This is a genomic window from Fictibacillus aquaticus, assembly GCF_002245695.1.
GTDB classification, from domain to species: domain Bacteria; phylum Bacillota; class Bacilli; order Bacillales; family Fictibacillaceae; genus Fictibacillus; species Fictibacillus aquaticus.
Window position 1 is genome coordinate 1,368,303 of record NZ_NOII01000001.1, and the last position, 21,367, is coordinate 1,389,669.

Below are 21,367 nucleotides of genomic sequence, written 5' to 3' on the forward strand. Positions count from 1 at the left end.
TGTGGATTATGGTCTTTTTAATGTTTTTTGCTGGCCGCCAGAGATGTAATGCTGAAGATGATGCGGCAGTTCGCCCTTCGTAAAGACGTGTTGAATGTCACGCGATGAAATCTCAAGCATGCCTAGTTTTGGATAAATGGAGCTGTCATTCGAAAATGTCCGGTATTGCTGTCCGAAGTCAGTAATGGCATCCATTGTCTCCCGTTCTGTCGTATTCCTATATTCATTGATCTGATGAATTTGCTGGATCATCATCAAATATTCTGCTTTCATCCGCTCCAGCTGCTGTATCTTCGTTTCCATCTGCTGGCTCGCCATGTTCATTTCACGGTCTCTCGCCATATAGAGAGTTTTCAAATATTCCTGAAGCCTGTCCTGCCTGCTTTCTTTCAAGTCGTCCAGTATTTCCAGTGCATCTCTCTCTTTAGAAAGATTACGCAAATACACATCTTTTGCTTCTGTCAGCCTCTCCATCGTAACCTTTGAATTTCGCTTGCCGTATTGGTTCAGCAAATCCTCATAAACGGCAGATGACTGTTCTTTTTGTCTATGTAATTGGCTCCAGGCCTGTTCAGCTGCTTTTATTTTTTCTTTATACATCTCCTGCATGGAGGTAAAGTGTCGTAATTCAGGGTACACGTTAAATCTCCTTTCTTTTGCTTCCTTATACCTTTCGAGAAGGGATAAAGATTTATCGACCCGAATTAATAAGAAAACACATAAAGCAGGTGGATCTTAATGAAAAAATTATACTGCATCCGTCATTGCTCGGCAGAAGGACAGCATCCTGATGCTGCTCTGACAGCTGATGGTGAAAAACAGGCTCTTGATCTCTTCCTATATATGAAGGAACTCGAAATCGATGTCATAATATCAAGCCCATATGTAAGGGCAAAACAGACGGTCAGGCATCTCGCAGAATCAAAAAAACTAAAGATTGAGGTCGATGCCCGGCTTGGCGAACGGCGCCTCGCAGGTACTGATCTGCCTGACTGGCTCGAGCATCTGAAAAGGTCGTTTGAAGATGAGCACGCTGTTCTGCCTGGTGGTGAATCCTCTTATGAAGCTTCTAAAAGAGCACTATCTCTAGTTGATGATTTACTGCAGCGCAAAGAAAACCATATTGCACTCGTCACTCACGGAAATCTTTTAGCTCTATTATTAAAAGCGTTTGATCCTTCTGCAGGCTTTCATACTTGGCAGGCACTGACCAACCCGGATGTTTATGAGATCGACTTGACCGAAAAGCGTGTCCGCCGATTGTGGGCCTAATACATTCCAATTATATCCAGACCCCCACCTCTCCTACAAAAGTCCCGAAACCTGTTTACGTAGCACAAATTATTGGGGAGGTTTTTACATTATGAAAAAACTAGCTGTAGCATCTGTATTGGGAGCTTGTATCTTTAGCTCATTCGCGGGAGTATCTGAAGCAGCAACACCTCAGCAATCTAACTCAGCTCCGTGCATCACGGACTTTATGAATAAGCAGCAACAAGCACCACAAGCTGAGGCACCAGCTCCAGCACCTGCACCACAACAAAATGCAGCTCCGGCAGCACCAGCTCCAGAGCAGCAAGAAGCAGCACCAAAGACTGAATCTGATGCTGGACTTACAGCAGACGAGCAGCAAATGCTTGATCTTGTAAACCAAGAGCGTGAGAAAGCTGGCGTTCCTGCACTTAAAGCAGACGCAGAGCTTACAAAAGTAGCACGTGTTAAAGCAAAAGACATGATCGACAACAACTATTTCGATCACAACTCGCCAACTTACGGTTCTCCGTTTGATATGATGAACAAGTATGGCATTGAGTACAAGACTGCTGGTGAAAACATCGCAGGTAACTCTTCTGTTGAAGGTGCTCACACTAGCCTTATGAACTCTCAAGGTCACCGTGAGAACATCCTTAAGTCAGAGTACACTTCTGTAGGTATCGCTGTAGTTGACGGCGGCCAGTATGGCAAGATGTTCGTACAAATGTTCAAAGGGTAATCGTTCACTATAGAACGCAAAAAAGCGCAGGCTTCCTGCGCTTTTTTTGTGTCCTAATTTCTTTTCTAATCAAAAAGGTTATTGTTTCGAACGGATGGTTTTTATAAGTTCAGCGAAGTTGCAGCTGGAGTATAACCTTCAGTGCCTAATCCATGGCGGGTGTTGCGAGTTTAGGCTCAATTGCCTGGGGCTGATATGCTAATCATATACACTTAATCATCTTGAATACGTCATTGTTAACGTTGATCGGAGTGTAAGGCGCCGACTCCAGCGGGACGAGCGGGAAGCGTGCGCCTGAAACGGAGATCAACAACCTCTTTGAATACATAAATTCAAATGGAATGTGAAAACAGCCCTTAATTAACAGGAAAACTCAAACAGAACACTGTCCCTGTCCCCTTCTCACTTTCAACCACAAAAGTCCCGTTATGATTTTTAATGATCTTGTGGCTTACCATCAGACCAAGCCCTGTCCCTTCTTCTTTGGTTGTAAAGAATGGGCTGCCGATCTTTGCGAGCGTTTCTGGGTCCATTCCTGCTCCCGTATCTGAAATCTTCACCTTGAGAGTTCCCTCTATTACATAAGCTTCTACGCTGACTGTACCGCCAGCATTCGTTGCCTCAATCGCATTTTTTATATAATTAATAAATACTTGCTTTAATTGGTGCAGATCGCAAAAAATATCTGGCAGCCCTTCCTGCAGCTTCATCTTCAGCTCTACTCCTTTTAACAAGGACTGTGTCTGCAAAAGCGCGACCGTATCCCAGAGCATCGCAGAAATGTTCTGAACCTTCATCTGTTGAGTATCATTTTTCGCAAGCAGCAAGAATTCTTTAATAATATATTCAATCCTGTCCACTTCATTAAGAATGATCTTAAAATATTCGGGTCGCTGGTTTTTATCTGTTTGAATCAGCTGGATGAAGCCCTTTAAAGAAGTAAGCGGGTTTCGGATTTCGTGTGCGATGCCAGCAGCTAGCTCTCCGACTACGTTCAGCGTTTCCGCTTTAATCAGCTTCTGTTCAGTGACACGGCGTTCTGTCACATCCTGAAGCACGACAAGATGAAGTCCTGGCAGGAGATCTGGCTTGCAGAAATACGAAATGTCCTTGATTTCTCCCTGACCGCAAAGAATTTTCACTTCTCCATGGTGTTTGGGCAGCCCTAAAAAGGAATTCCAGTTGAACGATTCTCGAAATTCCTCAGATGCATACAAAAAACGGTCAGCGCGCTCGTATAAAAGCTCTTCTTTATCAAGTCCCAGCAAGATGCACCCCGCTGGATTGACGTCCATGATTTCCATCTTCTCATTGCAAAGAACAAGAGCATCCATCGCATGCATGAACAGTTCCTGAAACTGTCCAGAATGCTGGTCTTCTGTTGTGCTGTTCTTATATTCTCTGCTGCTGAACTCTACCGTACTGCCGATGACTTCTGAAATTCTGCCGTTCAGTCCAGGCAGCGGCATCAAAGTGACCGTGTATAAGCTCCCGTGGGACCGAAAATCGACGGTGCATTTTTTTCCTTTAAATGCCTGCTCCAGTGAAATCGTGCAGTCATCGAGCTTATCCTCAGAAAAAATGGTGGATAGACTGTCCATAAAGTAATCGCCCGTTTGAATTTCGCTTAAATCAGTCCTCTTACCATGCGAATAGGTATATATGTACTCTCCGTACTTCAAACGGCACAATCTGAATAGATGGATGGGAGTCTGTTCCAAAAAGTAAAAGTGGCGGTCAGACAGCTCTTTTTCGCTCTGCATCAGAATTCTTCTCAGCATTTCATTTTCACGCTTGAGTTCCATTAATTCCCCATTAAAAGTAGTAGCCGGCATATGAAATAGACTCCTTTATTCGATACTGATAATATTCTGCGGCTTTATTCATTTTCCTATCTAAAAATTTCCTATTTTTATAACAAAACATTTAGTACAAAGGTACTATCTACATAAAAAAGCCCCTAAGCCTGTATAAGGCTTGGGGCTATTTCAATTTGCTGCCAATGTGCTCTAAGTACGATTCACTGACCGGTCCGACATACACTTTTTGAACCGTTCCTTCTGTGTCTATAAAATAAGTGGTCGGGATCGCAGCAGCTTTGAATTGTTTCACTGTTTCCCCTTTTTCGTCAAGAAGTATAGGAAACGTTACTCCGTATTCGTCCGTAAACTCCGAAATGTCGCTCTTATTCTTTTCGGAATGCGTAAGGTTGACGGCCAATATTTCAATATCGCTGTCTTGGTTTTTATTGTAGAACTTCTGCATGTCCGGCATTTCCTTCCTGCATGGCGGACACCATGTTGCCCAGAAGTTCAAAATCACTTTCTTTCCGCGATAATCTTTCAAGCTTACAGTTTGTCCTTCAAGGTTTTCCAGCAAGAAATCAGGAGCTGTGTCACCTGGACCAAGCCCTGTCTTCCCCGTCTTTGGAGATATCTTAAACGAATCATCCTTAACGTTCTTTTCTGTCCCGTTTGATAGATCCGTTTCTTTCCCTGACACCAAGACTGCCGCAGCCACTAACAGGATCAATCCTAAAATAATGAATAATGGTCTAGTTTTCATCTGCTATTCTCCGTTTTAAAGCTCTGATAAAAGGACAATGTTTCCTTTTGGTTCTTTGCTTGCAGCTGTCGGTTCGTGCGAGACGGCCACTGCTTCCCAATTATGTGTTCCTTCATAATTCACATCAAATACGACTGCGCCATTTCCTTTTCCATCCGGTGTAAATGTGCCTGCTCTGTATTTTTTATCTCCTTCAATGAGCCACACCTGATACGCCTCTTTCCCTTTAACAGGGTTCAAATTATGAGTTTGGACGATTAGTTTCATATTTCCGTTGTCTTTCACCATAGAAGCGACACCGCTCGATTTCGACTGGTGCGGAGCGAGTGTAATCGTCTTAAACGTTTCAGCCGTCTTTTCAAGAGCTGCTTCCTGCTTGTTCTTTTCCAAGAATAAATAAGCGTTACCTGCAAGAGAAAGGGTTAAAGCAGCTGCAAGCAGCCCGCTGATCCAAGGCTTTGAAGCTTCTTTCACCGGTTTGTTTTCTTTATCTGCCATGTTTCTTATTGGCGCTGCCTTAGGCTGATTCTCTTCTTGATCTGCAAAAACTGCTGCAAGCACCCTGTCCTTCATGCCTGCTGGCGGCTCTTTTTCCTCCGATAAATAAGGCAAGTCTGATGTGAGCATCTGCCATTCTGTCCATTCAGAAAGGCAGGCTTCACATTCCTGAAGATGCTTCTCAAAATTTTGTTTGTCTTCTCCTTCTAGATGTCCGTTGTAATAATCCAGAAGCTGGTCACATCGGCTCTTGTCCATATTTATCCCTCCCCTCATTATATTTTTTTCTTAAATGCTGCAGCGCAAGCCGTATCCTTCCTTTAACAGTACCTAACGGGACACCGCACGATTCAGATATTTTCTGCTGTGATTCTCCTTTGAAATAAAAGAGTTCCACCATCTTTTTCTGTTCTTCAGAGAGAGTGGAGATGGCTGACTGCAGCTGCTCTCTTTCTTCTCTCCACTCAACTGTCTTTTCGACGTTTTCACTAGCTGGAATCTGCAGATTTTCATCACTCAGCTCAGTTTCCGTTTTACTTCGTTTCCTTAACAAATCGATGCAGGCGTTCCTCGTAACGGTCAGCATCCATGATGAAAATTTGCCTTTTTCTTTGCTGTATGTTCTTTTGTTTCTCCAAATTTTTATAAAGACTTCCTGAACCGCATCCTCTGACAGTTCTTTTTGCTGCAGAATTTTGAAGGCGAACGAGTAGAGCAGTTTCTCATACCGCTCATAAAGTAACTCCAGTGCTTCCCGGTCGTCCTTCTGGATCCGCTCATAAAGCTCGAAATCAGAAATTGTACCCATGACCGTCTCCTTTTTTGCAATGAATATAACTATTATAACGTTACGGGCACTCTTTGTCCTTTCAATACAATTGCCTATTAAGCTAACGCTGAAAAACAGCTGCCGGATCATGAAAAAGTAAAGTTTAATCATTAATAATTATGTGATGCAGCCGATATAACCCTTATATAAAGCTAACATGAAATAAAATTGCAAAGTGGGGATACAGCATATGGACCGCTCAACATTAATTGGAGTCATTCTAGGCATTGTCGCGATAGGCGTTGGTATGGTGTTAAAAGGAGTCAGTCCGGCAGCGCTTCTTAATCCGGCAGCACTTCTCATAATCTTCGCCGGTACTGCCGCCGCTATTCTGATCGCATTTCCAATGTCAGAGCTGAAAAAGCTTCCGACATTATTTAAAATACTTTTCACTGAACGAAAACTGCTTGAGATCAACGAGCTGATCGCCACCTTCATAGACTGGGCTAGCATTGCCCGCAAAGAAGGCTTGCTTTCACTTGAGCCAAAAGCTGATGAAGTAGATGAGCCGTTTTTGAAGCAGGGCATTAAAATGATCGTAGATGGCCAGTCACCCGAGTTTATCAGGGACGTTTTAATGAAGGATCTTGAAACGATGGAAGAACGCCATTTAAGCAATTCATCCATGTTCACACAAGCCGGAACATACGCTCCGACACTCGGAGTTCTTGGAGCAGTAGTCGGCTTAGTTGCAGCACTCGGCAACATGCAGGATATTACAGCACTTGGCCATGCTATCTCTGCCGCATTTATCGCAACATTATTCGGGATATTTACTGGATATGTCTTGTGGCATCCATTCGCTAACAAGCTAAAGCGCAAATCAAAACAAGAGATTAAATTGAAAGAAATCATGATCGAAGGACTTCTTTCCATTCAGGACGGTACGTCTCCAAAAATTTTAGAAGAAAAGCTATTAACATATCTTCCTGCAAGTGAACGTGAATCCGTCAAAGAAGGTGGTTCTGTTGGCTAAGAAAAAGAAGCATCATGACGAGCATATCGACGAAAGCTGGCTCATTCCTTATGCTGACATGCTTACTCTTTTGCTCGCCCTCTTTATCGTTCTATTTGCGATGAGTGAGATCGACTCACAAAAATTTAAAGCGATGGCGAGTGCCTTTAAAAACGAATTTAAAGGCGGAACAGGTATCATGGAAGAACCGATGACCGTTCCGACACCACAGTCAAACCCTGTTCCACTTGTACAGCCGGACGCGATGAGCAAGAAGGAAAAGGAACGTATGCAAAAGGCAAAGCAAGAACTTGAAGCTCTTGAACAACTTGAGAAAAAAATCAACTCTTTTATACAGGCTAATAACCTCAAAGCAAGTCTGCAGACACAGCTTACCGAAAACGGTCTGCTCATTACCATCATGGATAATGCACTGTTCGATTCCGGCAGTGCCACCATTAAAGAAGGCTCCAAAGGAATTGGTACAAAGCTGTCTGAACTGCTCGTCACTAATCCGCCGCGTGACATCGTAATTGCAGGCCATACAGATAACGTACCAATCTCCACGGCACAGTTTCAGTCTAACTGGGAACTAAGCGCGATCCGTGCGATCAACTTTATGCGTATCCTGATTTTGAATCCTGACTTGAAGCAGGAAAATTTAAGCGCCAGCGGATACGGAGAATTTCGTCCGAAAGCTGACAATTCATCACCTGAAGGACGTGCGAAAAACCGCCGTGTAGAAGTACTGATCCTTCCGAATTACAGTTTGAGCGATAATTGATGTATTGCAAACAAAAAAACCAGCCTCAGGGCTGGTTTTTTTGTTTGTTTTGTTAGAAAAGTCATCTGTGTAGTCACTTGAGTTTATGCATCAAAGCCTAATCCATAAAGACATGACACATTCATCAATTCATCATTCACTTAATCATCTTGATTACTTCGTTGTTTAAGTTGATCGGAGTGTAAGGTGCCGACTCCTCGAAAATAAAGTTCACATTTTCTTCGTGCGATGTCTTGCTACGTCGCCTTCCTTATCCAGCGGGACGAGTGGGACAGGTGAGACCCTTTAAGGGCGCGCAGCGGCAAAGGGGCTCACTTGTCCAGCAGAAAACGGCTAGCCCCTCGAGGTCAAAAGGGCAAGTGTCCAATAAGTCAAAGAACGACTTACCGGCCCCTTTCCCTTTTACTTGTCGGGGCTGAACGAGCCGTTTCTGCTTTTCGCCACGCCCCGCGGAAAGCGTGCGCCTGAAACGGAGATCAACTGCTTCTCTGATTATTTATCTTTCGAAGTCCGCTGCGCATCAAGGAAACTGATCCGCTCTAGCATCGTCGGATGACCGTATAAGAAGAATTTCACGAGCTTAGGCGGGTTTACCTCACTCAAGCCAGACACCGTCAGTTCCTGAAAAGCACCTACTGCGGCTTCTGGGTTTTTCGTCATCTCAATCGCATATTGATCTGCATCTCGTTCGGCACTGCGGGAAATTGCGTTTTCGACTGGAGACACAGCGAACCCGAGCAATGAAAAGATCAACAGCAATGCCGGCAGCGCGGCAATATCGCTTATTCCCTTTATCCCCCATGCATCACCATACTTTTTAATCCATCTTCGGTAAAGCATATTTCCAAAATACAGTCCGAGGAACGAAAGCACAATTGATGAAATCAAGTTCCAGTAAAGATGATTCATCACATAGTGTCCCATCTCGTGTGCCATGACGAACAGCACCTGACTGTCAGACAACTTGTTAAGTGTTGTATCCCATAATACGATCCTCAGGTTAGAACCGATTCCGTTCACGTATGCATTTAGTGAATTTGTTTTCTCTGACATATTCACTTCATAAACGTTATCTGCTGGAATATCAGCTTTATCGGCAAGAAGAAGAATCTTTTCTTTTAACGCCTGATCTTTTAGCGGCGAAAATTCATTGTAAAGAGGATCGATCAGTACCGGCTGGATAAAGTACATGAAAATGGTAAACGGGATAGACAGCAGCCATGCGTACAGCCACCACTTCTTTTCGCTCTTTTTCATAAGCCAGTAAATCGCGCCGACCATGACCACAGTAAACGCATAGCCAATCCAAAAATCAACAAGGCTGTCTTTCATCCACCCATCAAAATGCTGCACCGATACTTTATAAGATTTTGAGACGGTATAGCTGTAGTATCTAAGCGGAAACGTGAGAATCCAGCTCGCCGCAGAAAGAAAGAGCACGTACAGCGCAGAATGGACTACACTGAATCTGGTCAGTCCTTGGGCGGTCTCGCGGAAACGTCTTGAAAGCCCGAATCCTAGTACGAGCAAATAGATGAGCCATTCGAGTGGAACCGATACAAAATAAATAAAGTCCTTAATACGTGAAAAATCATAGCTGAGTGAAAGCTGCCGTTCGTTCATAAACATTGCTGGATCAGCGGCAGAACCTTTTAAATGAACAGGAAGCGCCGTATCCGCTCCATGAAACAGATAAAACCACATCGCTCCTAAATAAGCGGCAAAACCAATAGCGAACCAAGCTGCTTTTTTCATGTTTGTCCCCCCTCTCCTATTATATTTAGGCAGGCTCGGACTTCTTTAGAACACGAAACAGCTTTTTTCAGGTTTTGCGGGTCTAATTCAAAATTCACGGGTCGAAACGTCAGTTTATCGGGTCTAAAATAAAATTTACGGGTCGAAATCTAATTTTGCGGGTCTAGCCAACTGACTTACATCACTGATGCGGTCTAGATAGACTTATCAAAAAGCATTTGCCAGTGTCGGCACAACAACCAGGTTATCATGGCTGTTATCAGTACCGCTTGCCTGAATATAAATGGCCTTCATTCCAATCAATAGAGCCGGAGCGATCTCATTAATAAAGTTATCACCGATCGAAACAGCCTCCTCCGGCTTCACATTAAAGCTCTCCAATATCTCCTGCAGCAGCTGCTTGGAACGAAGAGGCTTCTGGCTTTCCGTATGTACAGCATGAAACAATCCGGTAAGTTCAAGCTCATCCAGCAGTCTTCCTACATCCTCACGTTCGCTGTTTGTCATCAAAACGATTTTCTTTTCACCGCACAGCTTAATCAAAGCTTCTTTAAGACCTGGTGTTTTAGTAAGTGAAAATTCATCTGTGACCATATATTCTTTCGTAGCGTTGTAGCACTCCCACGTATCATCTTGAGAGAGGCCAAAATGGATAGCTGTCGCATACGGAAGCCACCAGCCATCCCCTATTGCAATCAGCCTTTCAAAATCGTAAACCAGCTCGCCGGAGTACTCTTGGCTCACCTTTTCAGCAGGCCACTCTTCCCCTTGAAAGCTTTCCACTTTGGTCACCTGAAGGCTTAATGGTTCCACTGTAACGGCGGTATCATTCTTAATATCGTATACCTTTCCGATGGAGACTGGATGCTCGCCTTTTTTCATGGATTCGTATGTTTGCCAAAAAGCTTCTTTCTCGCTTTCCTTCACTCTTGCCTGCAGCTGCCGGCAATAATAATCAAAGTGATCAGTATCCTCATATAGTGTGCCGTCCAAGTCAAAGACAAGCAGTTTAGCATTTTCTATACTATTTTTCACGGCGGATCATCCTTTCTTTTCACATTGTATGACAGGTACACAGACAGAAGCAAAAATTTAGTTGACATCTTTTTCTAATTATAGTGTACTATACATAGTAATACACACATTGCAATTTAAGGTGGGATAATATGCTGTTAAATTTAGATCCCCGAAGCCATATACCAATATGGGAACAGGTCGTTAATCAAGTTAAGGAGCTTATTTTAAAAGAACTGCTTCTTCCGGGAGAAAAGCTGCCGTCTGTCAGGGAAATGTCCTCAATGCTCTTAATCAATCCTAACACCGTGAGTAAGGCTTACCAGGAGCTCGAACGGCAAGGAATCATCGAGACGCTGCGCGGCAAAGGGACGTTTGTTTTACAGAGCATCGTGCCTAAAGCGGATGAACAAAAAATTGAAGCGCTGCGCCAGGCACTTAAACAGCTTGTTATTGAATCTTCTTATCTTGGCATCGAGAAGGAATCGTTCTTAAAATGGGCAGAAAGCTACCTTAAGGAACTAGGAGGAGGAACCGATTGTGCTGAAAGTTCATCAGATTCATAAGACAATAGAAGGAAACGATGTGCTGCAGGATATCTCCTTCACACTCGAACGCGGCAGCATCGCTGGTATGGTCGGGCGCAACGGGGTCGGAAAGAGCACTCTTCTCCGGACGATTGTCGGAATTTTTGATCCAGATTCTGGAACGGTTACGATCGATGATATTGATGTCCATAAAAATCCTGCTATAAAACAAAAAATCACGTACGTTCCTGATTCATCAGAACTATTAAAATCTTACAGTGTAAAAGATATCGTGAAACTATATGACGCGGTTTACGAGAACTTCGATGCTGGGTACTTTTATCACCTGATGAACCGGTTCGGACTTCCAAAGAAAAAATTGAGAAGTTATTCAAAGGGAATGAAAGCCCTATTTCATATGATTCTTTCATTCTCCACAAAATCGGAGTACATCATTCTTGATGAGCCGACAAATGGATTGGATCCGATCGTTAAGCGTCAAATACTTACTTTCATAATTGAAGAAGTGTCTGAGCGAAATGTTTGTGTTCTCATCTCCACACACCATCTTGATGAGATTGAAAAGATCGCAGATACGGTCATTACCTTAAAAGAAGGACGGATCGGCTCATTTACAACGATAGAAGAAGCTAAGAATTCATTCAGGAAGGTTCAGACTGTTTTTACAGATGGGCTGCCTGATGCTGTCGCTGCTCTTCCAAACGTTAAAGTGCTGAACACAACAGGCCGGGTGACAACACTATTAATTAACGGAAACATCAAGGAGTCTCTGTCAGTGATCAGCGGATTTGAGCCTTTGTTTATAGAGGAACTGCCGATGTCATTAGAAGACATCTTCATCAGCACACTTGGGGGGGAAGAATATGTTTCATAAAGCATTGTGGATGAGAAATTATAAACTTTCAAAACCCGTCATTTGGGCTCTTTACTCTGCAGGATTTTTCTCGATGCCGTTTATATTCCTGCAAAAAGCCAGGCAGACATCCTTTTACAATACCAATGTAAATGCTTCAGAGTACTACAATGACTTTCATTCTGCCAATATCTCTATTTTTTTTATCATTGCAGTTGTCTTGATCGCCTCTCTCGTGATTGGACAGGAACGGTCATCACACAGCACAGATTTTACCTTTTCTCTGCCGCTGAGCAGAAAGGACATCTATCTGTCTAAATGGCTTTTTGGTGTATTTCATATTACTGCAGCACTTGCCGTAAATATCGGGCTATCTTACTTAATTTACATTTTCTCTGCTCTTAATAAATTTGAAAAACCGAATTTTCTCGGCCTTTATTTTCTGTATGCTTTTCTGTTTTTGACAGCAATATACACGTTCGCCCTCTTTATTGGGACGTTTGCGGGCAATACGGTAACCCAGATTGTGTTTAGTGTGATATTCCTTCTCTTTCCTGTCGGCGTTCTGGGTCTTATCGGCGCATTCATTAAAGTACATTGGGACCTTTTTTCATCAGAAGCGTACAACCGAGTTTCTTTTGGGAGCGACTTGACCTCGATTATCAGCCAATGGACATTGCCTATTCCATTGTTTGAGTTCTCTTATTATTACCAAAGCTCGCTAGGCAAAGTGTCGACAGCACTTGATTATCCGCCCCTTTGGGTGTGGTTAGTTCCCGTCATTTATACCTCTGCATCGCTTGCTGCGGGACTGTATTTGTTCACGAAGACCAAGAATGAAAATAACGGCCGAATTCTCGTTTTTGACAAACTGAAAGGTTTCTTCACTTTTGGTATTGTCACATGCTTTGCACTGGCAGGCGGAGCCTTTTTCGGTGATGCATTCGATGTATACGGAGAGCCGAACCTATTCTCCTATTATATGGGGATGCTGACATTCGGAAGCTTGAGCTACTTTGGAATTAAACATCTGTTTAAAGCTAAACTTCAGCTGAATAAACTGTAATACTCGATAATTCACCTTCCAATTGAGCACCATAAGACCACTACTAGGTGGCGGGGTGTCAATATGGAAGGTATTTTAATTACTATTTACAGAACAGTACTTGGGTTTGCTTTTCTCCTGTTATTGATGAGGCTGCTCGGAAAAAAGCAGCTGGGCGAGCTCACCTTTTTCAACTATGCGACCGGGATTGCGATGGGAAATATCATCGGCGACATGGTTGTTCATAAAGAGATCACAGTAATGGAAAGCCTTGCTGCCCTCACGGCTTGGGCAGCTGGTGTTTTTATTGTGGAACTGATAAACAAAAAATCGAAGCTGGCCAAGTATTTGACGAAAGGCGAGCCGACAATCGTTATAAAAAAAGGACAGATCGAGCAGAACAAGATGAAAAAGCTGCAGATGACCATGGACGACCTGCTTATGCTGCTTCGAAATGCTTCCGTTTTTGATATACAGGAGGTAGAATATGCCGTCATGGAGCCGAACGGTCAGCTAAGTGTTCTTAAAAAGCCGCTTAAGGATTCGGTCACAAAAGAAGACTTGAACCTCCAGCCGGAATTTGGAAAGTACTTGCCGACTGCGCTCGTTACGGAAGGTAAACTGCAGAAAGATGCACTAAAAGAATACGATCTCACAGAGGATTGGCTGCAAAACCGTTTAAAGCAGGTAAACGTGAAGAACATGAAGGATGTATATTTTGCCCAGCTGATGGAAGACGGAGAACTGTTTGTCGTCAAAAAAGAGGCGCCGCCTTCATAATCAGGCGCGCCTCTGCTTCTTTGCTCATTTTATTTACCTTTTAAAACCTCATTCAGACGGTCTGGGAAGTTTGTGAACATTCCTGTCACTCCCCAGTCAATAAGTTTTTGCATTTCCTCTTTCTCATTGACTGTGTACGGGTGGATCTCAAGTCCGCTGTTTACGACTTTTTGTACATACTCTTTGTCGATCATGTCACTGTTTGGTCCGATACCCATCGCGTATTGCTTTACGGCGTTAATATCCGCGTCATTGATCGCTGCTGGGCTTGTATATTCCATCAGCTGGACGAGCTTTACAGAAGAATCAAGATCATGCATTTTGATCAGGCTTGCTGGGCTAAATGACTGGACTAGCAGTGTTTCCTTGTCGATATCATACTTGTTTACCTTTTCAAGAAGTGCTTCTTCCATTCCTGGATATACTTCAGGAGACTTTGTTTCGATATAGTAGTTAGCATTCTTTCCGAACGTTTTGAACACTTCATCAAGTGTCGGCACCTTTAGTCCTGCATATTCAGGCTTCGCCATTTGAGGATATTTTTCGTTAAACCATGAACCTGCATCCAGCTGTTTGATCTCCGCTAGTGTATGGTCTTTTACCTGGCCTGTTCCGTTGGTCGTACGGTCTAGCGTCTCATCGTGCATCGCGATCAGCTGTCCGTCTTTAGTCATTTGCAGATCAATTTCGATGTAATCGCCATGCATCTGCTCACCCATTTTATAAGAAGTGATCGTATGCTCTGGCGCGTAGCCTGACGCACCGCGGTGTGCCACGTTTAAAATATCTTTATTATGCGATGATGCACCTGCAGATAAGCTTGTCCCCATAATTGATAACCCCATTACTGCCGCACCTAGGGCAGCTTTCCATTTATTGGTCATTCCACTCTCTCCCTCGCTCTTGTTGTCTGTCTCTCACACAACAAAGATAACAAGGGATTATGAAGATAGGTTTACATCATTATAAACATTAAGTAAATCCTACATTACGTATTCGCTTTTGTTCACTAAATGCCTTTAAATAAAAAACGCACATCATAATAGATGCACGTTCTAGACATTTTATAAAAAGTTCCGGATCGCGTAGGCGACGCCGCTTTCTTCATTTGTTTTTGTCACATATTGTGCGATTTTCTTGATATCCTCCTCAGCGTTGCCCATCGCGACAGAAGTACCGGCTCTCTCAAGCATTGAAACGTCATTGTAGTTGTCTCCGATCGCCATCGTGTCTTTCATGCATATGTCATGCATCTGGGCAAACTTTTCAAGTGCAACACCTTTTTGTGCTTCAGAATTCGTGATCTCGAGGTTGTGTCTGGAGGATGAACTGACTGCAAGCTCGTCCATCATATTCAACTCTTGCGCAGCGCGGGCCAGTTTTTCTTGGTTTGCATGAAAACCAAGCAGCTTGTATACTTCTATCCCTTCTTGATCTAAAAGCTCCTGATAACTGTTGACAACATGTACAAGGCCAAGCTTGATACGGCGCAATGCCGCCTTTTGGACATCGTCATCTGTCGCTTCAGGGTTAGAAGTCAGCACAATATCTTTCATGACTTCATAAGCTCTTTCACGGTTGGCCGTAAATGTACCCTTATTCGTATAAAGTTCATAATAGATGTCTTCTTTGCTTAAAACCGCCTCTATCTGCTCGTACTGAAAATGAGGAATCGGCACACTCGTGAGAATGTCCCAGTCTTCAGATCGTATTTCAGCTCCGTTTACACAAATAAGAGGCAAGTGAAGTTCAGCATCCGACAATGCGAATCTTGCTTCATCATACGATCTCCCGGTAGCAATAACAACTAGATGCCCTTTGTTTTGGGCTTCTTTTATTGCTGAAGCATTTTCTTTTGTCACCTTAAGCTGTTTATTAACAAGTGTACCATCCATATCTATTGCGATTAATTTCATGTTATCATCCTTTATTCAAATAGTTCCTTTTTCACAGTGTACCCCTATTTCTACCCGTAATTTCATCCAGTAAACACGGCACAAAAAGAAAAAAGAGCCGTCTTTCCCAGCTCTTTTGGATATATTTACTTTTTTAAATTTGATAAAAATCCTGATATCATTTCTGCAGCAGCTTGCACGATTTCAACAAGCTGAAATGATAATAATGAAACAGCCGTTAATGAGAACAACCCAACGAGGACTAACCTAAACATATGAATAGCCATTGCTTATCCTCCTCCTTCGTTAGGAGTGATTATACGCCTCTTCTAACGATATGGCAAGCGACAGCAATATATGCCGCTAGAGGATAAATGAACCAAACACGAGAGCGAGTATGGAACAAACTACAACCAGGATCACGTTGAACCCGATCCAGGCAGCTAAAAACGCGACGGCCGCTCCTGCAGCGCCAAAAAGCAGGTTGTCTTCCTTTATTGTAAGGACCCCTGGAAATATTAATGCGCCAAGGATTGCATATGGCACGTTTTTCAGCATGCCCTGCAGCTTAGGGTTAAGACCGTCAGTCCTAAGCCATACAAGAGGAAGCATCCGCGGCAGGTAAGTGGCCATCCCCATGCCAAGAATGAGCCAAATCAAAGAATCAGGCATGTGCTTTCTCCTCCCCCAAAATAAGTTCCACTCCAGCAGCGGAAAGTATCGTGGACAAAATGATACCCCAGCCTCCGCTCAGCGGCTCGTATTGTGAAAACGCAATGTTGAGAAGAGCAGCTGTTGAAGCCAGTATAATCACTTTTCTGCTTTTTTTCGCCGCCGGTACAAGCAGTCCGATAAACATAGCATAAAGTGCGATGCCCATGCTGTTCTGCACAACCTCTGGCAATCCGGCACCCGTAATATAGCCAATGCCTGAAAAAACAACCCAGCTGCAATAACCGATAAAACCGAGACCAAGCAGAAAATGTGAAGACAGCTTCTCTTCGTTACGGGTTGCTGCGACCGAGAATGACTCATCTGTTACCATAAACGCATAAACAGCTTTAATCCAAGGCTTGTCATGTTCTGCCCTTTCATTAAGCGAGGCACTCATGAGCAAGTGACGGATGTTCATGATGAATGTTGTGATTAGTATTTCGATCGCGCCTGTTTGTGCTGCGAGCATAGACAATGCGATATATTGTGAAGCCCCAGCGAAAACAAACATACTCATCGCTATTGTTTCCCAAAGCGACAGACCTGCCGCCTTTGCCAGAAGACCATAAGTAAATGCGACAGGAGTATACCCGATCGCGATTGGCAGTCCAGCTTTTATTCCGTGAATTAATGATAACTGCGGGCGGAATTCCTCTTGCAGCACTGCCCCCATAAAAGCACCCCTTTTTGCCTGATCGTTTTGATTGTTAATAATTGTAGGGTATTGGACGGATTTCCTCAAGTATCGTGATGAGACTGGGTAAATAAAAAATTTGGTTGGGTACCGTACCCCGGCTAGTATTGTTTTCGGGAAACAAATGATGTGAGTTTCGGATGAAATGCTGTGAAAAAATCTTGAAATGATTCGAGTAATTTTTCAAGTGCACTGAACCATTGTGGAAATGATGCGGTGAAAGTGTGAATGGCTAGAATAACAGCTTATAATGATACAAGGCAAAGGAACCAGTGATGTGATGATTTGTACTCGTTACTATTTTTTAGGAAATGCTGCCAAATTCGGCGTCAATAAGGGTGATTGTCTGGTCTACTGAGCCATTGAACAGAGTATTGCTTAGAAATCGAAAACTTTGGCTGCCGTTAGTCTATAAGGCGGCGTGTGTTGTTCATCATCAGTGCAAAAAGGGTGCCACCACTAAAAATGGGGCACCCTCTTCCTCTTATTTTTGTCCTGTAATCGTATTAAGAATTAAATCGACGCTGTCTCCTGCCTTGTAGCGCATCATCTGATCTTTAAGATTGAGCTTTTCTTTCTTAAGCTTCTCGATTGCTGTGAGAAGCGTTTCTTTTGTCATTTCCTCTTCATACAGCACATGGCAGAAGCCCTGCTTTTCAAAGGACTGCGCGTTTAATATCTGATCGCCGCGGCTTGCACTTAATGGCAGCGGTATAAGCAGCATCGGTTTGCGCAGTGTCAGCCATTCAAAAATAGAATTCGAACCAGCACGCGAAATAACAAAATCGGTTGCTGCGATTACGTCTGGCAGTTCACTCTGAATGTATTCGAACTGACGGTATCCTTTTACCCCTTCTAAAGCTGGATCGATATTCCCTTTTCCGCAAAGATGGACGATTTGGAACGACTTCGTCAGCTCATCCAGCAGTGCCCGGACATTTTCGTTGATTTTCCTCGCGCCGAGGCTTCCTCCCATAATCGTGAGCACTGGAAGATTTTCACTAAAACCGAGCCAGTCAAGCCCCCGTTTCTTCTCTCCTGACATCAAGTCACCGCGTATCGGCGAGCCGGTCACGACCGCCTGGCCTGGAGGAAAATGCTTTTTTGCTTCTTCAAACGTCACGAAAACTTTAGTCGCAAATTTAGACGAAATCTTGTTCGCCAGACCCGGTGTGATGTCCGATTCATGAATGTAGACAGGAATCCCGCGCAGTTTTGCCGCGATAACAACTGGAACCGCAACGAAGCCTCCTTTTGAGAACACAACATCAGGTTTGATCCGGCCAAGTTTAAAATACGCCTGCCCGACACCAGCCATGACTTTGAAAGGATCTTTAAAATTTTTCAGATCAAAATAACGGCGAAGCTTGCCGCTCGCGATCGGGTGATAAGGCATACCGGTCGGCTCGATCAATGTCCTTTCTATGCCGTCTTTCGTACCAATGTAATGCAAATCATAGTTCATTTCCTTTAATTTAGGGATAAGCGCAAGATGCGGGGTAACGTGCCCAGCCGAACCTCCGCCTGTCAGTACCATTCGTTTCAACATGTATTCCTCACTTTTTATTTGTCATCTAAAATGCAAAGCCTTCAAATTATCCTGTACTTTGAAAAACGTACTACCGACATTTTAGTATATGGCACGAATTTGCACAAATAACAGCCTGGTAAAAGCCATTATCATCATACCCTTCAGCAATAGAAAAAAGTGCTATAGCAGCACTTTTTTCGCATGATTATACTTTAGACATGTCTCGTTTTTTAGCAGGCGCAATATGAATGGCTTTGCCTGACAAGCTTTCAGCTGCTTCAAGCCAGCTTTCGTTCAGTGCCGGATGAGCGTAGATTGGATATGTGATATCCTCTTCACGCGCTACGAGTTCAAGGGATGTGACTGCAGAATGGATCATTTCTGCGGCTCCCGCTCCTATCATATGAACACCAAGGAGCACGTCCGTTTCGGCGTCTATGATCACTTTTACGATGCCTTCTTTTTGACCGATAATGCTCGCGTAGCCGTTGCCGCCCATCGCGAACTGCCCTGTTTTTACTTCTAGCCCTTGTGCCCTTGCTTCGTCTTCACTTAAGCCTGCAGCTGCAATCGGCGGAATCGTATGAACGATCTGCGGAACGAACGCCAAGTTGTACTCTGAGTTCACTCCTGTCATATGCTCAGCTGCGACCTTAGCTTGCTTGATCGCCTTGCTTGCGAGCATAGGACCGATCGTGCAGTCACCCGCAGCGTAAATGTTTTTCACGCTTGTCTGGCTCTGCCCGTTCACGATTAAATATCCGCGATCATCACGATCAAGGTTCAGCACTTCCACGCCGAGCGACTCCACATTTGGACGATAGCCCGCAGAGATAAGAAGGTGCGTTCCTTCAACCGCTGCAATGTCACCTTTTCCGTTATTAAGTGACAGCGTTACAGTGCTTTCTCCTTCTTCCACACTGCTCCAAGCATGATTTCTCAGTATCTTGACCTTTGATTTCTTCATGACTCTTAGAAGCTCTTTTTCTATTGAATTGTCAAAACCAAAGCCGTCTTCAGGTGTGATAAGCGTAACTTCTGAACCAAGCTGGCGGAATGAAGCTGCCGCTTCAAGTGCAAAGTAGTCGTTTCCGTAAACGATAAGGTGCTGCGGCAGGTCAGACAGTGACCATACCGTATGAGAACTAAATATGCGTTTAGACAAGCGGACACCATCTGGGAGGATAGGCGCAGAACCTGTCGCAATCAGCACATTTTCAAACTCGTACATCTCAAAATGATGTCCGGAATCAACACCGATGCGGTTTTCGCTAATAAAAGAAGCGGTCCCTGACACCAACTCTATTTTATTTGCTTTAATGAGGGCTTCTACTCCTTTTTGCAGTCCGCTCACGACAGAAGTTTGATAGCTTCCGAAAGCTTCGAGGCTAAAAGACGTTTCACCTGTCTCGATACCGATATCCTTCATGTGGCTCAGCTGGCTAAAGCTTGAAGCAGCGTGTGTCAGTGCCTTTGAAGGGATGCACCCTTTATGAAGGCACACACCGCCAACCTTTTCCTTCTCAATGATCATCACTTCAAGTCCGAGCTGTGCGGCGCGGATGGCAGCATGATATCCGCCTGGCCCTCCGCCGATAATGATCAGCTGCTTTTTCGTCGCAAAATCTCCAACTACCATTTATATCAGCTCCAATGTCATAAGGTGCGGGTTCTCGATCAGCTGCTTCATACGGTTCGTGAACTGAACGGCTGTCGCACCGTCAGCAATGCGGTGGTCGAAAGACATTGACACGTTCATCATGGAACGGATCACGATATCGTTTCCGATGACAACTGGTGTTTTTTTCGTTTTATGAAACGCCATCAGTGCCACTTCAGGATGGTTGATGATCGGCGTCGCGCCCATTGATCCGAGAGGCCCTACATTGGAGATCGTGAAAGTTCCGCCAGTCATATCATCCTTCGTCAGCTTGTTTTGCTTGGCTTTGTTAATTTTGTCCTTCATATCGACCGCTATATCACGGATGCTGCGCTGCTCCACATTTTTCACGACCGGAACGATCAATCCATCCTCTGCATCAGTGGCGATGCCGATGGACACGTGCTGTTCGAGCAAAATTACGTCATTTTCTTCATCAAGCTTCGCGTTAAAAATCGGGAAATCCTTGAGTGCGATCTGGATCGCTTTTACAAAAAATGCAGCAACAGAAACGTTCATACCGCGGCTGTTGTCCGGATCCATCGCTTTCAGCTGCTTCTTCAAATCCATGACCGCTGTCACATCGATTTCTTCAAAATGAGTAACATGAGGGATCGTACTGAGTGACTGGACCATCTTTTTCGCGATCTGCTTACGGCGGCCTTTGAATGGTATGCTCGTAGGCTTAGCGTTTTCTCTTTGCGGGGTTGCCGCAGGGGTTTGCAGAGCCGTTGTGTCAATCTGCTCTTTTGGTGCTTCAGCCACGGCTGCTCCGCCCTTAATAAATAAATGCACATCTTCATCTGTCACTCGTCCGCCTGGACCTGTTCCCTTTACCTGCTCGATGTCGATACCATTATCGCGTGCTATTTTTCTAGTATATGGAGCTGCTAGGATCCGCTTCGTCAATGTGGCAATGCTTGCTGCCGCTTTTTCCTGCCCTGCTGGAGCAGAAACTTCTGCCTCAAGCTTTGTCGCTTCAGGTGATACATGCACTGCTTTCGCTCCACCTTCTCCATCAAGTGTCAGGATGACCGTGCCTACTGTCACCACGTCACCTTCCTTGAACTTGATGTCAGATACCTTGCCTGCAACCGGTGACGGCAGCTCAGCTGTCACCTTATCGGTCTGAACTTCTAGCAATGGCTGGTCAATTTTCACGGAGTCGCCGACTTTTACGAAAAAGTGGACGATTTCCCCTTCATGCATGCCTTCTCCGATATCGTGCAATTTCACTTCTACCATAGGAAACCC

At 44.2% G+C, this 21,367-nt stretch carries 23 protein-coding genes; 8 read left to right on the top strand and 15 right to left on the bottom strand.

Annotated elements, in window-relative coordinates; translation table 11 throughout:
- Positions 1-6: 6 nt before the first annotated feature.
- Complete coding sequence (locus CGZ90_RS07115; RefSeq protein ID WP_094251609.1) at positions 7-639, bottom strand: hypothetical protein; 633 nt, start codon at positions 637-639, stop codon at positions 7-9.
- 99 nt (positions 640-738) lie between these two features.
- Here CGZ90_RS07115 and CGZ90_RS07120 point away from each other — a divergent pair, with 99 nt between their 5' ends.
- Positions 739-1,272: a histidine phosphatase family protein gene (locus tag CGZ90_RS07120; RefSeq protein ID WP_094251610.1), complete on the top strand. Its 534-nt coding sequence runs from the start codon at positions 739-741 to the stop codon at positions 1,270-1,272.
- A 91-nt stretch (positions 1,273-1,363) separates the two neighbouring features.
- Positions 1,364-1,993, top strand: a complete 630-nt coding sequence (locus CGZ90_RS07125; protein ID WP_094251611.1) for a CAP domain-containing protein — start codon at positions 1,364-1,366, stop codon at positions 1,991-1,993.
- 356 nt (positions 1,994-2,349) lie between these two features.
- Here CGZ90_RS07125 and CGZ90_RS07130 read toward each other — a convergent pair whose 3' ends face one another.
- The 4 genes from CGZ90_RS07130 to CGZ90_RS07145 form a co-directional block, all read right to left on the bottom strand.
- The gene (locus tag CGZ90_RS07130) at positions 2,350-3,828 is read right to left on the bottom strand and encodes an ATP-binding protein (RefSeq protein ID WP_094251612.1); all 1,479 of its coding nucleotides are present in this window, start codon (positions 3,826-3,828) and stop codon (positions 2,350-2,352) included.
- 148 nt (positions 3,829-3,976) lie between these two features.
- Positions 3,977-4,558: a peroxiredoxin family protein gene (locus CGZ90_RS07135; protein ID WP_094251613.1), complete on the bottom strand. Its 582-nt coding sequence runs from the start codon at positions 4,556-4,558 to the stop codon at positions 3,977-3,979.
- Between the two features lie 15 nt (positions 4,559-4,573).
- Positions 4,574-5,314 (bottom strand): anti-sigma factor, encoded by a 741-nt coding sequence (locus CGZ90_RS07140; protein WP_165766795.1) that lies wholly within the window; start codon positions 5,312-5,314, stop codon positions 4,574-4,576.
- The gene (locus CGZ90_RS07145) at positions 5,295-5,864 is read right to left on the bottom strand and encodes an RNA polymerase sigma factor (protein WP_094251615.1); all 570 of its coding nucleotides are present in this window, start codon (positions 5,862-5,864) and stop codon (positions 5,295-5,297) included. Before CGZ90_RS07145 ends, CGZ90_RS07140 begins: the two co-directional genes overlap by 20 nt.
- Positions 5,865-6,075: 211 nt before the next feature.
- On the opposite strand from CGZ90_RS07145, the gene motA reads away from it, so the two are divergent.
- Together motA and motB are read left to right on the top strand one after the other, a co-directional pair.
- Positions 6,076-6,861: a flagellar motor stator protein MotA gene (gene motA / locus CGZ90_RS07150; protein WP_094251616.1), complete on the top strand. Its 786-nt coding sequence runs from the start codon at positions 6,076-6,078 to the stop codon at positions 6,859-6,861.
- Positions 6,854-7,624: a flagellar motor protein MotB gene (gene motB / locus CGZ90_RS07155; protein WP_094251617.1), complete on the top strand. Its 771-nt coding sequence runs from the start codon at positions 6,854-6,856 to the stop codon at positions 7,622-7,624. Before motA ends, motB begins: the two co-directional genes overlap by 8 nt.
- 492 nt (positions 7,625-8,116) lie before the next feature.
- On the opposite strand, the gene CGZ90_RS07160 is transcribed toward motB, so the two are convergent.
- Together CGZ90_RS07160 and CGZ90_RS07165 are read right to left on the bottom strand one after the other, a co-directional pair.
- The gene (locus CGZ90_RS07160) at positions 8,117-9,379 is read right to left on the bottom strand and encodes a M48 family metallopeptidase (protein WP_094251618.1); all 1,263 of its coding nucleotides are present in this window, start codon (positions 9,377-9,379) and stop codon (positions 8,117-8,119) included.
- Positions 9,380-9,586: 207 nt separating this feature from the next.
- Positions 9,587-10,414: an HAD family hydrolase gene (locus CGZ90_RS07165; protein ID WP_094251619.1), complete on the bottom strand. Its 828-nt coding sequence runs from the start codon at positions 10,412-10,414 to the stop codon at positions 9,587-9,589.
- Between the two features lie 131 nt (positions 10,415-10,545).
- Here CGZ90_RS07165 and CGZ90_RS07170 point away from each other — a divergent pair, with 131 nt between their 5' ends.
- The 4 genes from CGZ90_RS07170 to CGZ90_RS07185 all read left to right on the top strand — a co-directional run bounded on the left by CGZ90_RS07170 (position 10,546) and on the right by CGZ90_RS07185 (position 13,619).
- Complete coding sequence (locus CGZ90_RS07170) at positions 10,546-10,959, top strand: GntR family transcriptional regulator (protein WP_094251620.1); 414 nt, start codon at positions 10,546-10,548, stop codon at positions 10,957-10,959.
- Positions 10,934-11,815: an ABC transporter ATP-binding protein gene (locus tag CGZ90_RS07175; RefSeq protein WP_094251621.1), complete on the top strand. Its 882-nt coding sequence runs from the start codon at positions 10,934-10,936 to the stop codon at positions 11,813-11,815. The genes CGZ90_RS07170 and CGZ90_RS07175 overlap by 26 nt, the downstream gene beginning before the upstream one ends.
- On the top strand, positions 11,805-12,860 hold the full coding sequence (locus CGZ90_RS07180) for an ABC transporter permease (RefSeq protein WP_094251622.1): 1,056 nt from the start codon (positions 11,805-11,807) through the stop codon (positions 12,858-12,860). The genes CGZ90_RS07175 and CGZ90_RS07180 overlap by 11 nt, the downstream gene beginning before the upstream one ends.
- A 63-nt stretch (positions 12,861-12,923) precedes the next feature.
- Complete coding sequence (locus CGZ90_RS07185) at positions 12,924-13,619, top strand: DUF421 domain-containing protein (RefSeq protein WP_094251623.1); 696 nt, start codon at positions 12,924-12,926, stop codon at positions 13,617-13,619.
- 29 nt (positions 13,620-13,648) lie between these two features.
- Here CGZ90_RS07185 and CGZ90_RS07190 read toward each other — a convergent pair whose 3' ends face one another.
- The 8 genes from CGZ90_RS07190 to CGZ90_RS07220 all read right to left on the bottom strand — a co-directional run bounded on the left by CGZ90_RS07190 (position 13,649) and on the right by CGZ90_RS07220 (position 21,358).
- Positions 13,649-14,503 carry a glycerophosphodiester phosphodiesterase gene (locus CGZ90_RS07190; protein WP_094251624.1) on the bottom strand — a complete coding sequence of 285 codons (855 nt, stop codon included), beginning with the start codon at positions 14,501-14,503 and terminating at the stop codon, positions 13,649-13,651.
- Positions 14,504-14,683: 180 nt separating this feature from the next.
- Positions 14,684-15,535 carry a Cof-type HAD-IIB family hydrolase gene (locus CGZ90_RS07195; RefSeq protein ID WP_094251625.1) on the bottom strand — a complete coding sequence of 284 codons (852 nt, stop codon included), beginning with the start codon at positions 15,533-15,535 and terminating at the stop codon, positions 14,684-14,686.
- Between the two features lie 125 nt (positions 15,536-15,660).
- The gene (locus tag CGZ90_RS20675; RefSeq protein WP_165766796.1) at positions 15,661-15,801 is read right to left on the bottom strand and encodes a hypothetical protein; all 141 of its coding nucleotides are present in this window, start codon (positions 15,799-15,801) and stop codon (positions 15,661-15,663) included.
- Between the two features lie 76 nt (positions 15,802-15,877).
- The gene (locus tag CGZ90_RS07200; protein ID WP_094251626.1) at positions 15,878-16,186 is read right to left on the bottom strand and encodes an AzlD domain-containing protein; all 309 of its coding nucleotides are present in this window, start codon (positions 16,184-16,186) and stop codon (positions 15,878-15,880) included.
- On the bottom strand, positions 16,179-16,901 hold the full coding sequence (locus tag CGZ90_RS07205; protein ID WP_094251627.1) for an AzlC family ABC transporter permease: 723 nt from the start codon (positions 16,899-16,901) through the stop codon (positions 16,179-16,181). Before CGZ90_RS07205 ends, CGZ90_RS07200 begins: the two co-directional genes overlap by 8 nt.
- 505 nt (positions 16,902-17,406) lie before the next feature.
- Positions 17,407-18,468: an undecaprenyldiphospho-muramoylpentapeptide beta-N-acetylglucosaminyltransferase gene (locus CGZ90_RS07210; RefSeq protein WP_094251818.1), complete on the bottom strand. Its 1,062-nt coding sequence runs from the start codon at positions 18,466-18,468 to the stop codon at positions 17,407-17,409.
- Between the two features lie 190 nt (positions 18,469-18,658).
- On the bottom strand, positions 18,659-20,092 hold the full coding sequence (lpdA, locus tag CGZ90_RS07215; protein WP_094251628.1) for a dihydrolipoyl dehydrogenase: 1,434 nt from the start codon (positions 20,090-20,092) through the stop codon (positions 18,659-18,661).
- Positions 20,093-21,358 (bottom strand): dihydrolipoamide acetyltransferase family protein, encoded by a 1,266-nt coding sequence (locus tag CGZ90_RS07220; RefSeq protein ID WP_094251629.1) that lies wholly within the window; start codon positions 21,356-21,358, stop codon positions 20,093-20,095. It lies immediately after the preceding gene.
- Positions 21,359-21,367: the final 9 nt, after the last annotated feature.

Bases quoted from the DNA above. Each gene is read 5' to 3' on its own strand.
- CGZ90_RS07180 (WP_094251622.1), top strand. From the start codon at position 11,805: ATGTTTCATAAAGCATTGTGGATGAGAAATTATAAACTTTCAAAACCC.
- CGZ90_RS07170 (WP_094251620.1), top strand. From the start codon at position 10,546: ATGCTGTTAAATTTAGATCCCCGAAGCCATATACCAATATGGGAACAG.
- CGZ90_RS07205 (WP_094251627.1), bottom strand. From the start codon at position 16,901: ATGGGGGCAGTGCTGCAAGAGGAATTCCGCCCGCAGTTATCATTAATT.
- CGZ90_RS07185 (WP_094251623.1), top strand. From the start codon at position 12,924: ATGGAAGGTATTTTAATTACTATTTACAGAACAGTACTTGGGTTTGCT.
- CGZ90_RS07200 (WP_094251626.1), bottom strand. From the start codon at position 16,186: ATGCCTGATTCTTTGATTTGGCTCATTCTTGGCATGGGGATGGCCACT.
- CGZ90_RS07130 (WP_094251612.1), bottom strand. From the start codon at position 3,828: ATGCCGGCTACTACTTTTAATGGGGAATTAATGGAACTCAAGCGTGAA.
- CGZ90_RS07140 (WP_165766795.1), bottom strand. From the start codon at position 5,314: ATGGACAAGAGCCGATGTGACCAGCTTCTGGATTATTACAACGGACAT.
- CGZ90_RS20675 (WP_165766796.1), bottom strand. From the start codon at position 15,801: ATGGCTATTCATATGTTTAGGTTAGTCCTCGTTGGGTTGTTCTCATTA.
- CGZ90_RS07220 (WP_094251629.1), bottom strand. From the start codon at position 21,358: ATGGTAGAAGTGAAATTGCACGATATCGGAGAAGGCATGCATGAAGGG.
- CGZ90_RS07125 (WP_094251611.1), top strand. From the start codon at position 1,364: ATGAAAAAACTAGCTGTAGCATCTGTATTGGGAGCTTGTATCTTTAGC.
- CGZ90_RS07135 (WP_094251613.1), bottom strand. From the start codon at position 4,558: ATGAAAACTAGACCATTATTCATTATTTTAGGATTGATCCTGTTAGTG.
- motA (WP_094251616.1), top strand. From the start codon at position 6,076: ATGGACCGCTCAACATTAATTGGAGTCATTCTAGGCATTGTCGCGATA.
- CGZ90_RS07160 (WP_094251618.1), bottom strand. From the start codon at position 9,379: ATGAAAAAAGCAGCTTGGTTCGCTATTGGTTTTGCCGCTTATTTAGGA.
- CGZ90_RS07190 (WP_094251624.1), bottom strand. From the start codon at position 14,503: ATGACCAATAAATGGAAAGCTGCCCTAGGTGCGGCAGTAATGGGGTTA.
- lpdA (WP_094251628.1), bottom strand. From the start codon at position 20,092: ATGGTAGTTGGAGATTTTGCGACGAAAAAGCAGCTGATCATTATCGGC.
- CGZ90_RS07195 (WP_094251625.1), bottom strand. From the start codon at position 15,535: ATGAAATTAATCGCAATAGATATGGATGGTACACTTGTTAATAAACAG.
- CGZ90_RS07145 (WP_094251615.1), bottom strand. From the start codon at position 5,864: ATGGGTACAATTTCTGATTTCGAGCTTTATGAGCGGATCCAGAAGGAC.
- CGZ90_RS07120 (WP_094251610.1), top strand. From the start codon at position 739: ATGAAAAAATTATACTGCATCCGTCATTGCTCGGCAGAAGGACAGCAT.